This window comes from Streptomyces purpurogeneiscleroticus, assembly GCF_020024005.1.
Classification (GTDB): domain Bacteria; phylum Actinomycetota; class Actinomycetes; order Streptomycetales; family Streptomycetaceae; genus Streptomyces; species Streptomyces purpurogeneiscleroticus.
In genome coordinates, this window is record NZ_NHSG01000312.1 from 1 (window position 1) to 14,973 (window position 14,973).

The 14,973-nt window shown below is 72.1% G+C and carries 15 protein-coding genes; 10 read left to right on the forward strand and 5 right to left on the reverse strand.

Annotation, left to right across the window (positions count from 1 at the left end; genetic code table 11):
* Nucleotides 1-44: 44 nt before the first annotated feature.
* Both CCS38_RS20095 and CCS38_RS20100 read right to left on the reverse strand, forming a co-directional pair.
* Nucleotides 45-1,061 (reverse strand): aldo/keto reductase, encoded by a 1,017-nt coding sequence (locus tag CCS38_RS20095; RefSeq protein ID WP_223734690.1) that lies wholly within the window; start codon nucleotides 1,059-1,061, stop codon nucleotides 45-47.
* A complete protein-coding gene (locus CCS38_RS20100; RefSeq protein ID WP_223734691.1) occupies nucleotides 1,054-1,533 on the reverse strand; it encodes a MerR family transcriptional regulator in 480 nt (159 codons plus the stop codon). The genes CCS38_RS20095 and CCS38_RS20100 overlap by 8 nt, the downstream gene beginning before the upstream one ends.
* 113 nt (nucleotides 1,534-1,646) lie before the next feature.
* Between CCS38_RS20100 and CCS38_RS20105 the strand changes: the two genes are divergently transcribed.
* Complete coding sequence (locus tag CCS38_RS20105) at nucleotides 1,647-2,471, forward strand: serine hydrolase domain-containing protein (RefSeq protein ID WP_223734692.1); 825 nt, start codon at nucleotides 1,647-1,649, stop codon at nucleotides 2,469-2,471.
* A 16-nt stretch (nucleotides 2,472-2,487) separates the two neighbouring features.
* Here the strand turns inward: CCS38_RS20105 and CCS38_RS20110 are convergent, their stop codons facing one another.
* Complete coding sequence (locus CCS38_RS20110) at nucleotides 2,488-3,180, reverse strand: pirin family protein (protein ID WP_223734693.1); 693 nt, start codon at nucleotides 3,178-3,180, stop codon at nucleotides 2,488-2,490.
* A 171-nt stretch (nucleotides 3,181-3,351) separates the two neighbouring features.
* Here CCS38_RS20110 and CCS38_RS20115 point away from each other — a divergent pair, with 171 nt between their 5' ends.
* The 5 genes from CCS38_RS20115 (at nucleotide 3,352) to CCS38_RS20135 (ending at nucleotide 8,353) form a co-directional block, all read left to right on the forward strand.
* Nucleotides 3,352-4,536: a PucR family transcriptional regulator gene (locus CCS38_RS20115; RefSeq protein WP_030249149.1), complete on the forward strand. Its 1,185-nt coding sequence runs from the start codon at nucleotides 3,352-3,354 to the stop codon at nucleotides 4,534-4,536.
* 89 nt (nucleotides 4,537-4,625) lie between these two features.
* Nucleotides 4,626-5,582: an ACP S-malonyltransferase gene (locus CCS38_RS20120; RefSeq protein ID WP_223734694.1), complete on the forward strand. Its 957-nt coding sequence runs from the start codon at nucleotides 4,626-4,628 to the stop codon at nucleotides 5,580-5,582.
* 14 nt (nucleotides 5,583-5,596) lie between these two features.
* A complete protein-coding gene (locus tag CCS38_RS20125; protein WP_223734695.1) occupies nucleotides 5,597-6,643 on the forward strand; it encodes a ketoacyl-ACP synthase III in 1,047 nt (348 codons plus the stop codon).
* Nucleotides 6,644-6,746: 103 nt separating this feature from the next.
* Nucleotides 6,747-6,995: an acyl carrier protein gene (locus CCS38_RS20130; RefSeq protein WP_223734696.1), complete on the forward strand. Its 249-nt coding sequence runs from the start codon at nucleotides 6,747-6,749 to the stop codon at nucleotides 6,993-6,995.
* Nucleotides 6,996-7,072: 77 nt separating this feature from the next.
* Nucleotides 7,073-8,353, forward strand: coding sequence for a beta-ketoacyl-[acyl-carrier-protein] synthase family protein (locus CCS38_RS20135; protein WP_223734697.1), 1,281 nt, complete (start codon nucleotides 7,073-7,075; stop codon nucleotides 8,351-8,353).
* 62 nt (nucleotides 8,354-8,415) lie between these two features.
* On the opposite strand, the gene CCS38_RS20140 is transcribed toward CCS38_RS20135, so the two are convergent.
* Both CCS38_RS20140 and CCS38_RS20145 read right to left on the reverse strand, forming a co-directional pair.
* Nucleotides 8,416-9,291 (reverse strand): NAD(P)-dependent oxidoreductase, encoded by an 876-nt coding sequence (locus CCS38_RS20140; RefSeq protein WP_223734698.1) that lies wholly within the window; start codon nucleotides 9,289-9,291, stop codon nucleotides 8,416-8,418.
* Between the two features lie 51 nt (nucleotides 9,292-9,342).
* A complete protein-coding gene (locus CCS38_RS20145) occupies nucleotides 9,343-9,837 on the reverse strand; it encodes a DUF3145 domain-containing protein (RefSeq protein WP_031055108.1) in 495 nt (164 codons plus the stop codon).
* Nucleotides 9,838-10,163: 326 nt separating this feature from the next.
* On the opposite strand from CCS38_RS20145, the gene CCS38_RS20150 reads away from it, so the two are divergent.
* The 4 genes from CCS38_RS20150 (at nucleotide 10,164) to CCS38_RS20165 (ending at nucleotide 14,965) form a co-directional block, all read left to right on the forward strand.
* The gene (locus CCS38_RS20150) at nucleotides 10,164-11,087 is read left to right on the forward strand and encodes an SGNH/GDSL hydrolase family protein (RefSeq protein ID WP_223734699.1); all 924 of its coding nucleotides are present in this window, start codon (nucleotides 10,164-10,166) and stop codon (nucleotides 11,085-11,087) included.
* A gap of 42 nt (nucleotides 11,088-11,129) precedes the next feature.
* Nucleotides 11,130-12,176 carry an aldose epimerase family protein gene (locus CCS38_RS20155; RefSeq protein ID WP_223734700.1) on the forward strand — a complete coding sequence of 349 codons (1,047 nt, stop codon included), beginning with the start codon at nucleotides 11,130-11,132 and terminating at the stop codon, nucleotides 12,174-12,176.
* A 115-nt stretch (nucleotides 12,177-12,291) separates the two neighbouring features.
* Nucleotides 12,292-13,596: a pyroglutamyl-peptidase I gene (locus tag CCS38_RS20160; protein WP_223734701.1), complete on the forward strand. Its 1,305-nt coding sequence runs from the start codon at nucleotides 12,292-12,294 to the stop codon at nucleotides 13,594-13,596.
* Between the two features lie 7 nt (nucleotides 13,597-13,603).
* Nucleotides 13,604-14,965, forward strand: a complete 1,362-nt coding sequence (locus CCS38_RS20165) for a nitrilase-related carbon-nitrogen hydrolase (protein ID WP_223734702.1) — start codon at nucleotides 13,604-13,606, stop codon at nucleotides 14,963-14,965.
* Nucleotides 14,966-14,973: the final 8 nt, after the last annotated feature.

Here is a 14,973-nt window from a genome sequence, read left to right on the forward strand (position 1 = left end):
CCCCGCTCCCAAACCTCAGCCCCCGGTTCCTCAGCCCCTGGCCGTCACTCCCGTCCAGCCGACGTGAACGCCATGTCGGCGTAGCGGTCGCCCGCCACTCGGGACGCGATCGGGTCCAGCCGGGACAGTTCTTCGGCGGTGAGGCGGAGGAAGGTCGCCGCGGTGTTCTCCGTGACGCGGGCGGCGCGACGGGTGCCGGGGATCGGGACCACGGCGAGGCCGCGGAGTTCGGCCTGCTGCTGCACCCACGCCAGCGCGACCTGCCCCGGCGTCACACCGCGCGCCTCGGCGATCTCCCGTACGGGTGCGAGCAGTTCGGCGTTGGCGGCCGCGTTGTCGCCGGTGAAACGCGGCTGCGTGCGGCGGAAGTCGTCCTCGGTCAGTTCCTTGTCGGCGCTGACGAACGAGCCGGTCAGGAAGCCGCGGCCGAGCGGCGAGTACGGCACGAAGCCGACGCCCAGCTCGGCTGCGGCCGGCACCACGCCCGCTTCGACGTCCCGGCTGAACAGCGACCACTCCGACTGCACGGCCGCGATCGGGTGCACGGCGTGCGCGGCGCGCAGCTCCTCGCCCGTGACCTCGCTCAGCCCCAAGTGCTTGACCTTGCCCTCGGTGATCAGCTCGGCCATCGCGCCGACCGTCTCCTCGATGGGCACGTGCACGTCGCGGCGGTGCATGTAGTACAGGTCGATCGTCTCGACGCCGAGCCGCTCCAGGCTCGCCTCGATGGCCTGCCGGATGTACGGGCGGTCGTTGCGGATGCCGCGCTTGTACGGGTCGGACGGGTCGGTGATGATCGCGAACTTGGTGGCCAGCACGACCTCGTCGCGGTGCGCCTGGATGAAGGGCGCGATGAGCTTCTCGTTCTCGCCGGCGCCGTAGACGTCGGCGGTGTCGTACAGCGTGACGCCCAGTTCGAGCGCGCGCTCCAGCGTCCCGCGCGTCTGGGCGGCGTCGGAGCCGGGACCGTACGCCCAGCTCATGCCCATGCAGCCGAGGCCCTGGACGCCGACGCGCGGTCCTCCGTTGCCCAGCTCGACCGACGCGATCTTCTCAGCCATGTTCCAGCTCCCTCTCCGAGGCCCGTCGGGCGTCGGCGTACAGGTCGATCTTGTAGTCGAGAACGTCCAGCGTGTCGCGCAGTTCGGCGATCCGCTGCCGGACATCCTCGCGGTGTGCCGTGAGGAGCCGTTCCCGTGCGGTGAAGGTCGCCGGGCCCTCGCGGACCAGTTCGGCGTAGCGGACCATGTCGGCGACCGGCATGCCGGTCAGCCGCAGCTTGCCCACCAGGTCCAGCCAGTCCAGGTCGCGGTTGGTGAAGCGGCGCTGCCCGGTGTGGGTGCGGTCGACGTGCGGCATCAGGCCGATGCGTTCGTACCAGCGCAGGGTGTGGGCGCTGAGCCCGGTGAGGCCGACGACCTCGCTGATCGTGTAGCGGTCCTGGCCGTCCGGCCGTCGTGGACCGCCCCGCAGGCCGGCGCAGTTGCGCGGCTTCGCCGGGGCCGTGACCGGAGCGCTTTCCATGACCGTCATGCCGTCTCTCCCCTTCGCCGTTTCGCTCACGACGCTGACAACGCTAATGAGCTGGAGTGCACTCCAAGCAAGCGAAGACTTGGCGCAATCTTGAGGAAGTTACGCTGGGCGCCATGGAGAGCCTGCGGATGATCGAGAACTGGCCGGTGCCCACTGCTGCGGCGGTCGTCGTACGAGCCGACGGCACGGTGGCCGGTGCGCACGGGCCGCAGGAGCACCGCTTCGCGCTGGCCTCCGTGACCAAGCCGCTGGCCGCGTACGCGGCGCTGCTCGCGGTGGAGGAAGGCGCGGTGGAGCTGGACGAGCCGGCGGGGCCGGACGGCGCCACGGTACGGCATCTGCTCGCGCACACCTCCGGGCTGGCGTTCGACGAGGACCGGGTGATGGCCGCGCCCGGTACGCGGCGGATCTACTCCAATGCCGGTTTCGAGGCACTGGGTGAGCACCTCACGAAGGCCACGGACATCCCCTTCCCGCAGTACTTGAAGGAGGCCGTGCTCGATCCGCTGGGCATGACGGCGACGGAGCTGCCGGAGGGCGGTTCGCCGGCCAAGGACGGCGTGTCGACCGCCGCCGACCTGGCGCGCTTCGGCGCGGAGCTGCTGGCGCCGCGGCTGCTGGCGCGCGAGACGCTGGACGCGGCGACGTCGGTGGTCTTCCCGGGGCTGTCGGGGGTGCTGCCGGGGTACGGCAACCAGAAGCCGAACGACTGGGGGCTGGGCTTCGAGATCCGGGACGGGAAGACGCCGCACTGGACGGGTGCCGGGTCCTCGCCGCGTACGTTCGGGCACTTCGGGCAGGCCGGAACGTTCCTGTGGGTGGACCCGGACGCGGGCGCCGCCTGCGCCGCGCTCGCGGACCGCGCGTTCGGGCCGTGGGCGATCGAGGCGTGGCCGCCCTTCACGGACGCGGTACTGGCGGAGCTGCGGGCGGCCTGAGACCGGGGCACACACCTCAGCCGTACGTCGGCTCCTCCCGCATCTCCCACATCAGGAGCTCAGCCGCCGACTCCGCGGTCAGCTCCAGCTCCTTGGCGTCGGTGACGCGCGCCGCGTCGCCCGCCTCCAGGAGCGCCGGGCCGCCGTCGGTGAGCGCGTCGCCGAGGCGCACCGCGCCGCGTACGACATGCACGTAGATCCGCGCGCCGTCCGGTACGGCCGTACGGTCACCCGCGGCGAGCCGCCGTACGTGCAGCAGCGCGTCGGCGCGCGGCACGGCGTACGGGGTGCCGTCGGCGATGCCGCGCACCACGTCGTAGTCGGGCTCGCCTCCGGGGGCCGTGGGGGCCAGCCACATCTGAACGAAGCGCAGCGGCCCGTCGGAGTCGTTGCGTTCGACGTGCCGTACGCCGGCGGCGGAGCTGAGCCGCTGGACGTCGCCGGGCCGTACGAGCGTCTCGTGTCCGGTGGTGTCGCGGTGGGTCAGTTCGCCCTCGACGACCCAGGTGATGATCTCGGTGTTGCTGTGCGGGTGTTCGTCGAAGCCGCTGCCCGGTGCCAGGCTCTCCTCGTTGCAGGCGATCATCGCACCGAAGCGGATGTTGTCGGGGTCGTAGTGCGGTCCGAAGGAGAAGGCGTGCCGCGTGTCGATGCCGGCGTCCGCGTCCCCGCCCCGGTACCGCTCGTCACTTCTCCGTACCTCGATCACCCGTGTCCACCTTTCCTGATCCAAGCCGACCGGCCCCGGTCGGGGCCCCGGCCGGGGGTCCGGCCCGCGGCTCCGCCGCCGGCGTCCGCAGCACCCCCAGGGCAACACAGCATTCAGCCACCGTAGCCCCACCGCGCCATCACCCCGCCCCGATGAGGCAGGCTTGTCCCCGTGTCTGAACCCGCATCGCACGACGCCCACCCGCACTCCGCGACCCTGCGCCGCCTGGAGAAGTCCTCCGGCAAGCTCGCGGCCCATGCCATCGCCCGCATGGACGAGACACTGCCGTGGTACCGGGCGATGCCCCCGGAGAACCGGTCGTGGATCGGTCTGGTGGCGCAGGCGGGCATCGCGGCCTTCACCGAGTGGTTCCGGCATCCGGAGACCCCGCAGGCGATCTCCACCGACGTTTTCGGTACGGCGCCGCGCGAGCTGACCCGGGCGATCACGCTGCGGCAGACCGTGGAGATGGTCCGCACCACGATCGAGGTCATGGAGACGGCGATCGACGATGTCGCCGCTCCGGGTGACGAGTCGGTGCTGCGCGAGGCGCTCCTGGTGTACGCGCGGGAGATCGCCTTCGCGACCGCGCAGGTCTACGCGCAGGCCGCGGAGGCCCGGGGCGCCTGGGACGCGCGGCTGGAGTCGCTGGTCGTCAACGCCGTGCTGTCCGGTGAGGCGGACGAGGGCGCGGTGTCCCGGGCCGCGGCGCTGGGCTGGAACTCTCCGGAGCATGTCGCGGTGGTGCTCGGTACGGCCCCGGACGGGGACAGCGAGCTGACGGTCGAGGCGATCCGGCGCGCGGCGCGGCACGCGAAGCTGCAGGTGCTGACGGGTGTGCTCGGGACCCGGCTGGTGGTGATCGCGGGCGGTTCGGACGAGCCGCTGAAGGCGGCAAAGGCGCTGATCGGGCCGTTCGCCGCGGGTCCCGTGGTGGCGGGCCCGGTGGTCTCGGACCTGCTGGCGGCGACGCGGTCGGCGCAGGCAGCGGCGGCGGGCCTGAAGGCGTGCGCGGCGTGGCCGGACGCGCCGCGGCCGGTACTGGCGGACGATCTCCTGCCGGAGCGCGCGATGGCCGGCGACCCGGCAGCACGCGATCAGCTGGTGGAGGAGATCTACAGACCACTGGAGGAAGCAGGCAGTGCCCTCCTCGAAACGCTGAGCGTCTATCTGGAACAGGCGAGCAGCCTGGAGGGGGCGGCGCGGATGCTCTTCGTCCACCCCAACACCGTGCGCTACCGGCTCCGACGTGTGACCGACGTCACCGGATGGTCGCCGTCCGATGTCCGTTCGGCGTTCACCTTGCGTATCGCCCTCATCCTGGGGCGTCTGGCCGACGGTGAGGCGCAGCCCTAAGCTTTTGTCGGACACCCACAATTACCCCGATGGTTCTTCGTCCCTGTCCCCACGGGCGGGCGGGACCTCCCACAAGAGAGAGTGTGAGAGTGCTCGTACTCGTCGCTCCCGGCCAAGGCGCTCAGACGCCCGGCTTCCTGACTCCCTGGCTCGACCTCCCCGGTGTCGAAGACCGGCTCCGTGAGTGGTCGGCCGCCATCGACCTGGACCTGATCCACTACGGCACGAACGCGGACGCGGAGGAGATCCGCGACACCGCCGTGGCCCAGCCGCTGCTGGTCGCCTCCGCTCTGATCTCCGCGCGGCAGCTCTTCGCCATGGCGGAGGACATCCCCCGCTCGGTAGCCGCCGCCGCCGGCCACAGCGTCGGCGAGCTCGCCGCCGCCGCGCTGACCGGTGTGCTTTCCGAGGCCGAGGCCATGGGTCTCGTACGCAAGCGCGGCCTGGCCATGGCCGAGGCCGCGGCCGTCACCGAGACCGGCATGTCCGCCCTGCTGGGCGGCGAGCCGGAGACGGTTCTGCCGCATCTGGAGAAGCTGGGCCTGACCCCGGCGAACGTGAACGGCGCGGGCCAGATCGTGGCCGCCGGCACCGCCGCGCAGCTGGCGGCGCTCGCCGAGGACAAGCCGGAGGGCACCCGGCGGGTCGTCCCGCTGAAGGTGGCCGGCGCGTTCCACACGGTGCACATGGCCCCGGCGGTCTCGACGCTGGAGTCCGCGGTGGCCGAGCTGTCCCCCGCCGCTCCGCACACCCGGTACGTCTCGAACAAGGACGGCCAGGTCGTCACCGGCGGCCAGGAGGTCGTGCAGCGGCTGGTGGGCCAGGTGGCCAACCCGGTCCGCTGGGACCTGTGCATGGAGACCTTCAAGGAACTGGGCGTCACCGCGATGATCGAGGCGGCTCCTGGCGGGACCCTGGTGGGCCTCGCCAAGCGCGCGCTGCCCGGCGTGCAGACCCTCGCGCTGAAGACGCCCGAGGACCTCGACGCGGCCCGCGAGCTGATCGCCGAGCACGCTTCTCCCGCTGCCGAGAACTCGGCCGGATAAGGAGACCGAAGAGCATGACCTCGAAGATCAAGCCCGCGCAGGGCGCCCCGTACGCACGCATCATGGGCGTGGGCGGCTACCGCCCCGTCAATGTCGTGCCGAACGAGGAGATCCTCAAGCACATCGACTCGTCCGACGAGTGGATCCGGTCGCGCTCGGGCATCGCCACGCGCCACTGGGCCGGTCCCGAGGAGACCGTCGCGGCGATGTCGGTCGAGGCCGCGGGCAAGGCGATCGCCGACGCCGGTATCACGCCGGAGCAGATCGGCGGCGTGATCGTCTCGACGGTCTCGCACTTCAAGCAGACCCCGGCGGTCGCGACGGAGATCGCGCACCGGATAGGGGCGGGCAAGCCGGCCGCGTTCGATATCTCGGCGGGCTGCGCGGGCTTCGGTTACGGCCTGACCCTGGCCAAGGGCATGGTCACCGATGGCTCGGCGGAGTACGTGCTGGTCATCGGCGTGGAGCGGCTCTCGGACCTGACCGACCTGGAGGACCGCGCGACGGCCTTCCTCTTCGGTGACGGCGCCGGTGCCGTGGTCGTGGGCCCCGCGCAGGAGCCGGCCATCGGCCCGACGGTGTGGGGCTCGGAGGGCGACAAGTCCGAGACCATCAAGCAGACCCTGAGCTGGGACGTCTACCGCCGCACCCCGGTGCCCGGCGGCAACGGTCCGGCCGACCAGCTCGCCCTGGAGGAGATCCGCTACCCGGCGATCACCCAGGAGGGCCAGGCCGTCTTCCGCTGGGCGGTCTTCGAGATGGCCAAGGTCGCCCAGGAGGCGCTGGACGTGGCCGGCGTCAGCCCGGAGGACCTGGACGTCTTCATCCCGCATCAGGCCAACATGCGGATCATCGACTCGATGGTGAAGACGCTCAAGCTGCCCGAATCGGTCACGGTCGCCCGTGACATCGAGACCACCGGCAACACCTCGGCCGCCTCGATTCCGCTCGCGATGGAGCGGCTGCTGGCGACCGGTCAGGCCAAGAGCGGCGACACCGCGCTCGTCATCGGGTTCGGGGCGGGTCTCGTGTACGCCGCGACGGTCGTTACTCTCCCCTAGGCAAGATCTACGCAGCACCGACGTCTCCGGACGATCCGGCGGCTGTACTGGAACTTCACCGCAACGCACAGTTTCACTCGAAAAACACCGAAGGAGCGCCAACATGGCCGCCACTCAGGAAGAGATCGTCGCCGGTCTCGCCGAAATCGTGAACGAGATCGCCGGGATCCCCGTTGAGGACGTCAAGCTGGACAAGTCCTTCACCGATGACCTGGACGTCGACTCGCTGTCCATGGTCGAGGTCGTCGTCGCCGCCGAGGAGCGCTTCGACGTCAAGATCCCCGACGACGACGTCAAGAACCTCAAGACGGTCGGCGACGCCACCAAGTACATCCTCGACCACCAGAGCTGACCAGCTCGGAGCATGTCGCCACCCCGCGGTGGCGCCGTCGATTCTCGACCCCTCTACCTGTGGAGACAAGAATTCCCGTGAACGCGACCAATCGCACCGTGGTCGTCACCGGTATCGGCGCAACCACACCGCTGGGTGGCGACTCCGCTTCGACCTGGGAAGGTCTGATGGCGGGCCGTTCCGGCGTGCGACCCCTGGACGACGAACGCTTTGCCGACCTGCCCGTCCGGATGGCCGCCACCGCGGCCGTGGAGCCGGAAGAGGTCCTGCCGCGCCCCGTCGCCCGCAAGCTCGACCGCTCCGCGCAGTTCGCGCTGATCGCGGCGCGTGAGGCGTGGGCCGACGCCGGTTACACCGGCCCGGCCGGCGAGGACACCGCCGAGGACGGCTCGGCCCTGATCGACCCGGACCGTCTGGGCACCGTGATCGCCTCCGGTATCGGCGGCGTGACCACCCTGCTCGACCAGTACGACGTGCTCAAGGAGAAGGGCGTACGCCGCGTCTCCCCGCACACCGTGCCGATGCTCATGCCCAACGGCCCGTCCGCCAACGTCGGCCTGGAGGTCGGCGCGCAGGCGGGCGTGCACACCCCCGTGAGCGCCTGCGCCTCCGGCGCCGAGGCCATCGGGTACGCCGTCGAGATGATCCGTACCGGCCGTGCCGACGTGGTCGTCGCGGGCGGCACCGAGGCGGCGATCCACCCGCTGCCGATCGTCGCCTTCGCGAACATGATGGCGATGTCGAAGAACAACGACGAGCCGCAGAAGGCGTCCCGTCCGTACGACACCGCCCGGGACGGCTTCGTCCTCGGCGAGGGTGCGGGCGTGGTGATCCTGGAGTCGGCGGAGCACGCGGCCAAGCGCGGCGCCAAGGTGTACTGCGAGGTGCTGGGCCAGGGTCTGTCCGCGGACAGCCACCACATCGCGCAGCCCGAGCCGACCGGCCGGGGCATCGCGGCGGCCGTGCAGAACCTGCTGGACGCCACCGACCTCAAGCCGGCCGAGCTGGTGCACCTCAACGCGCACGCCACGTCCACCCCGCAGGGCGACATCGCCGAGATCAAGGCGCTGCGCCGGGTGCTGGGCGACGACGTGGACCACATCGCGATCTCCGGTACCAAGTCGATGACCGGCCACCTGCTGGGCGGCGCGGGCGGTGTCGAGACCGTCGCGACGGTCCTCGCGCTGCACCACCGCCAGGCCCCGCCGACCATCAACGTCGAGAACCTCGACGACGAGGTCGACGCGGACATCGTCCGCGACGAGCCCCGGAAGCTGCCGGAGGGCACCATCGCGGCGGTCAACAACTCGTTCGGCTTCGGCGGCCACAACGTGGTACTCGCCTTCCGCACGGTCTGACGCCTGCTGTAAGTACGTGACGAGGCCCGCCCCGGTGATCCGGGGCGGGCCTCGTCACGTTCTCACTTCTCGAAGCTCGCGTAATAGGCGGCGGCGCCGTCCTTGTCGCCGTGGCCCGCCGCCTCCGCCCTGCGGAAGCGTTCGGCGGCCGCCGCGGCGAGGTCCATCCGTACGCCGGCGTCGTCCGCGGCCGCCGCGATCAGGGCCGCGTCCTTGCGGGCCGCGGAGACCGTGAAGCTCGCCGGGTAGTCGCCGGAGAGGATCAGCTGGGACTTCATCTGCAGGTACGGCACGTCGAGGGGGCCGCCGGCCACCGCGTCCAGGAAGTCGCGCGGGTCCACGCCCAGGCCCTCGGCGAGTGCCAGCGCCTCGCCCGCGCCGTTGACGATCGTCAGCACCCAGCTGTTGGCGACGAGCTTGAGGCGGCTGCCGGCGCCGCTCGCGCCGTCCTCACCGGCCCACAGCGTGCGCTGCCCGACGATCCCGAAGACCTCCTCGGCGGCCTCCCGTACGTCCTGCGGCCCGGCCGCGAGGACGGTCAGGGCCCCATTCTCGGCGGGCTGCTTGGTACCGAGGACCGGGGCGTCGACGAAGGTCAGGCCGTGTGCGGTCGCGAACTGGACGAGCGGTGGCAGCGCCTGGGGGCCGACCGTGCTCATCTGCAGCCACAGCTGCCCGGGGCGCAGCGCGGGCTCGGCGTCCCGGACCGCGTCCAGCGCGGCGGGCCCGTCGTGCACCATCGTGAGCAGGATGTCCGCGCCGTCCACCGCGGCGGCGGCGGTGTCGGCCACCCGCGCGCCGTCGGCGGCCAGCGGTTCGGCCTTGGCGCGGGTGCGGTTCCATACGCGGACGTCGAGGCCGGCGCGCGCGAGGTTACGGGCCATCGCGGCGCCCATGATTCCCGTGCCGAGCACGGCCACTGAGGTCTTGTCAGCCATGAACGGCACGCTACGGCTTCGAGTGAACTCGAAGACAAACGCGCCGCGCCCTCACACGACCTGGTGCAGCCAGCGGACCGGGGCGCCCTCGCCCGCGTACCGGAAGGGCTCCAACTCGTCGTCCCAGGGCTTCCCGAGGAGCCGGGCGACCTCGGCCGCCAGATCGGTCTCGCCGCGCGCGGAGCGGGCCACAGCGGCCCGCAGCCGGTCCTCGGGGATCAGGATGTCACCGTGGATGCCCGTGACGGCGTGGAAGATGCCCAGGTCGGGCGTGGAGCTGTAGCGCTCCCCCTCGGCGGCCGCGCACGGTTCGGCGGTCACCTCGAAGCGGAGCAGGTGCCAGCCGCGCAGCGCGGAGGCGAGTTTGGAGGCGGTGCCGGATTCGCCCTGCCAGGAGAACTCCGCGCGCCAGGTGCCGGGCGAGGCGGGCTGCCGGATCCAGTCGAGATTGACGCGCACGCCGAGGACGCCCGCGACGGCCCATTCGACGTGCGGGCACAGCGCGCGCGGAGCGGAGTGGACGTACAGAACTCCACGTGTCGTCACCGGGACCTCCAGTACGGTTCGAGGTTCGCCTTCCCCAGCGGCCTCGTGCCCGTTCCGGTCGCGGCCGGGACAGCTGCTGACATTCTGCCCCAATGATCACTTCGGCACCAGCACGCAAGGTTACCTACAGTAAACACCATGGGGCTCAATTCGCCACAAAAGGGACAGGAAATGACGTGTTGTAATTTGTTCGTACGGGAGTGCGCTACTCCTCCAGGTCGCCGCCCGACGGCCACGGGGCAAAGCTATCGCGCTGTGACCGCCGAGGAGTGACGTACCGTCGCTCACGGAAGAGATATCACTCGCACGTCGGAGGGGGACAGGGGATGGCAAAGATCAACTGGGCCGCCGGACGCCCCCGCCGGCGGTCGGTCACGGTGCCCGCGGCGCTCGCCGCAGCCCTGCTCCTCACCGTGCCTGCCTGCGGTTCCGGCGACAGCGGCGACAACTCCCCGGCCTCGCGCGGCCGCACGGAATCCGCCCGTCCGCACCCGGCTCCCCCACCGGTTTGGGACACCCGTCCGGATTCGGTGGCCGCGCTGGGTGACTCGATAACAGCCGGCTTCGACGCCTGCGGGCTGCTGGCCGACTGCTCCGCCGCCTCGTGGGCCACGGGCACGGATCCGGCCGTCCGCAGCCTGGCCGAACGCCTCCTGTCGGACCCGTCCGGACACGCCTGGAACTACGCCCGCACCGGAGCGCTCATGAGCGATCTGCCCCGCCAGATCGACCGAGCGATTCCGCACAAACCCCAACTTGTCACGATCCTGATCGGCGCCAACGACGCCTGCCGGAACAACGCCTCCGCCATGACACCCACGGCTGAATTCCGCGCCGGTTTCCGGACGTCCTTGAAGAAGCTGCGCCGGGCGCTGCCCCGTACGCAGGTCTACGTCGCCGCGGTGCCCGACCTGATGCGGCTGTGGTCGCAGGGCCGCCGGAACCCGGTGGGCAAGCAGGTGTGGAAGCTCGGGATCTGCCAGTCGATGCTGCACGGCGCGGACGACGTCTCACGCGCCGCCAGTGACCGCAGGGCGGGCGTGCGGGACCGGGTGGTGGCCTACAACACGGCGCTGCGCGAGGTGTGCGAGCAGGACCGCCGCTGCCGCTTCGACCAGGCGGTTTTCGACTACCGCTTCACCGGCAGGGAGTTGAGCGAGTGGGACTGGTTCCACCCGAGCAAGCGCGGTCAGCGGGAATTGGCCGGGATGGCCTACCGCACCGTCACCCGCCCCGAAAGGCGCGGCTGACCGCGCGCCGCCTTCGGGGCGCGCGGGCATAGGCTCGCCGGCATGAGCACGACCCACGTCGCCGAAGAGCCCTTCGGCACCTTGAAAAACGGCAGTATCGTCCACCGCTGGACACTCGAAGCAGGCGCAGTCCGAGTACGGATCCTGACGTACGGCGGCATCGTGCAGAGTATCGAGACACCCGACCGGCACGGCACGCGCGGCGAGATCGCGCTCGGCTTCCCGGACGTGGCCGGGTACGAGGCGCACGGCGAGTCGTACTTCGGGGCGCTGGTCGGCCGGTACGCGGGCCGTATCGGGGGCGCCGCGTTCACCCTCGGAGGGCAGCGACACGCGCTGCCCTCCAACGCCGGCCCGAACTGCCTGCACGGCGGCGTCGCGAACTTCTCCACGGCCCTGTGGGACGCCGCGCCGTGCCCAGGAGGGGTGGAGCTGCGGCGCACCAGTAGGGACGGCGAGGAGGGCTTCCCCGGGGCGCTGGACGTCCGCGTCCGGTACACCCTCTCCGCGACCGGCGAGCTGGCCTGCGACTACCTCGCCACCACGGACGCGCCGACCGTCCTGAACCTCACCAACCACTCGTACTTCGACCTCAGCGGCGACGGCAGCGGCGGCGCGGAGACGCACCGGCTGCGGATGGCGGCCGATCACTTTCTCCCGGTCGACGCGACCGGCATCCCGGCCGGCGCCCCGGCCCCCGTCGCCGGCACCCGCTTCGACTTCCGGGTGCGCCGGATCGTGGGCCGCGGGTACGACCACACGTTCGTGGTCGGCGACGGTTCCGGGACGATCGGCGCCCCCGAGGACCGGGCCCCGGCACCGCGCCCGGTGGCCGAGCTGAGCGACCCCGCCTCCGGGCGCGTCCTGCGCCTGTCGACCACCGAACCGGGCGTACAGCTCTACACGGCCGAGCACTTGGACGGTTCGCTGACGGGCAACACGGGCCGCCCCCTCCTGGCGGGCGGCGGAATCGCCCTGGAGACCCAGCACTTCCCCGACTCCCCGAACCGCCCGGACTTCCCCGGCACGGTGCTGCGGCCGGGCGAGGTGTTCCGGTCGCAAACGGTGTACGGGTTCGGGGCGGAGTAGGGGCCGGGCGGCCGGTCCCCCCGGGTTGTGTGGCCGCCGGCCTCGGCTTGCGTGGCGGCCGGCCTCGGCGACTGCCCTCTACCGGCACAGGGGCCCCTCCCGCTTTACTCGCCCCATGAGACGCATACGTACCAGGCTCCTCGCTCTCGGAGCGGCGCTGACCGCCGCGCTCCCCCTGGCCCTGACCGCTCCGGCGGCCGCCCGCGACCGGGCGGCGGACGCGGAGCGGTCCCCGGTCGCCGTGGAGGAGCAGCGGCTGTCGCTGGCGGCGCCGCGGGAGATCCTGCGCCGCAGCGGTTTCGACGACGTGGGCCCGGAGTTCGCCCGGGGGCTGGCCGCGACGCGCTCGGAGGGGGCGGCGAAACGGTACGTCGAACGGGCCGGGCGTGCTTTGTGGGAGCGGGCCGTGGACCGGGTCCAGGGGCGCGGCCCGGCGGGCGGCGATCTCAGCCGGGACGACGACCGGCCGCTGTACTGGGCGCGGCTGGAGATGACCCGGGCGCTGCACGAGTGGCAGCCGTCCTTCGGGCTGTCCGACGAGCGGCGCGCGGCGCTGTACGGGGCGCTGGAACGTGCGTCCCGGGGTGAGAACTCGATCGACCTGCCCCCGGGGCGGGGCGTCATACGCGTCCTGGTGACGGGCTTCGACCCGTTCCAACTGGACGCCGACCCGCGCCGCAGCAACCCCTCGGGCGCGTCGGCGCTCGCACTGGACGGGACGACGCTGCGTACGTCCTCGGGGCGGGCCGTACGGGTCGAGACGGCGGTCTTCCCGGTCCGCTGGTCGGACTTCGCCGCGGGAACCGTGGAACGCACCCTGCTGCCGCACTTCCGCCCGGGGCCGCGCCAGGTCGATCTCTTCACCACCGTGAGCCAGGGCCGCCCCGGCCGCTTCGATGTCGAGCGCACCAACGGGGCCTGGCGCGGCGGCTACCCGGACAACGCCCGGGAGTCCCGCACGGAGACGGTGCCCATCCCGAGCGGCGTGCCGACGGTCCGCCCGCAGCCCCAGTGGACGCACACGACGCTGCCCTACGAGGCGCTCACGGGCGACGCGACCGGACCGTACCCGGTGCGCGACAACACGGAGGTCACCGAGATCCCGGCGGGCGGCACCGAGCCGGTGAAGCGCCCGGACGGCCCGACCCCGGGCTCCACGGCCCGCGCGGGCGGTGGCGGCGACTACCTCTCCAACGAGATCGCCTACCGGGCGACGCTGCTGCGCGACGCGGTGGACCCGTCCCTGCCGGGCGGCCATCTGCACACCCCGGTACTGGAATTCGCCCCCACCAACACCGACCCGAAAACCGGCACGATCACCGACCCGACCTTCGTCCACAACCGCCTGGCCATCGTCGGACAGCTACGGGACCTGCTGCGGACGGCGGTCGCGGCCGATTGTCAGTGCCCGGGTGCATGATGGCCAAATGATCCTCGCAGCAGCGCAGTTCGCCCCCGTCCCGCTCGACGCGGCCGCCAACGCGGCGCGGATGGCCGGCCTGGTCACCGAGGCCGCCGAGCGCGGTGCCGGTCTCGTCGTCTTCGCCGAACTGGCCCTGACGGGGTACGAGCTGGATGCGATAGCCGTGGCTCCGGAGCGCTTCGCGTATGCCGCGGACGACCCGGTCCTCGCGCCGGTCGCCGCCGCGTGCCGGACGACGGGCACGGCCGCGGTGGTCAACTGCCCCGCCCCCTCGGCGGACGGCGCGCTCGCGCTCACGTCGTACGTCTACGGCCCGGACGGCACGCTGCTGACCCGCTACGACAAGCGCCATCTGCACGGCCCGGAGAAGGCGGTCTTCGCGCCGGGCCGCGCGGACGGCCGGTGCACCTTCGGCGGCCTCCGCATCGCCCTGGCCACGTGCTACGACACCGCGCATCCGGAGGTCTGGGAGCGGGCCGCGGCGGACGGCTGCGGGGTGCTGCTGGCGAGCACGTTCCACGACTCGGCGGAGCGGACCGAGGGGTACGCCACGGCCGCCCGGGAGCACGGCCTGCACGTGGTGCTCGCCAATTACCTGGGCCCGGGCAGCCCGGGCATCGGCTGCGGACTGAGCGGCGCATGGTCGCCGGAAACCGGCCGCCTCGCGGACGCGGGCGCCGAGGCGGGCCTCGTGCTCGCCGACGTACGGGAGCGGATCACGCTGATGTCCGACCCGGCGGTGGCGGCCGTGCCGGTCGTGGAGTGCGGCGAGCCGCTGCTCGACGTACGGACGGCAGCGCCGGAGCTGCCGGTCTCCGGGATACGGCAGGACGCGCCGGGTACCTTCGCGCACCTGCGGGCGGGTGTGCTGGAGCGACTGCTGCGCGCCCAGGAGTCGCTCCCCGGCGGCCTGCGGCTGCAGCTGGTGGAGGGGTACCGCCCGCCGGCCCTGCAGCGCCGGTACTTCGAGGAGTACGCCGACGAGCTGCGGGCCGCGCACCCGGAGTGGCCGCCCGCGCGGATACGGCACGCTGCCAGCCGGTATGTGTCCCCGCCGGAGATCGCCCCGCACAGCACGGGCGGCGCGGTGGACCTGCTGCTCGTCACGGCCGGCGGCGAGGAACTGCACATGGGCTCACCCCTCAACGCGAGCCCGGAGGAAAGCAACGGCGCCTGCTACACGCACGCGCCGGGGCTGACCGCCGAGGCCCGCGCCAACCGCCGCATCCTGAGCACGGCCCTCACCGGCGCGGGCCTGGTCAACTACCCCACGGAGTGGTGGCACTGGTCATACGGCGACCGCTACTGGTCCCTGATATCCGGCGCAAGGCACAGCCTGTACGGCCCGAAGGAGCTGAGCCCCTGACCAGCGGC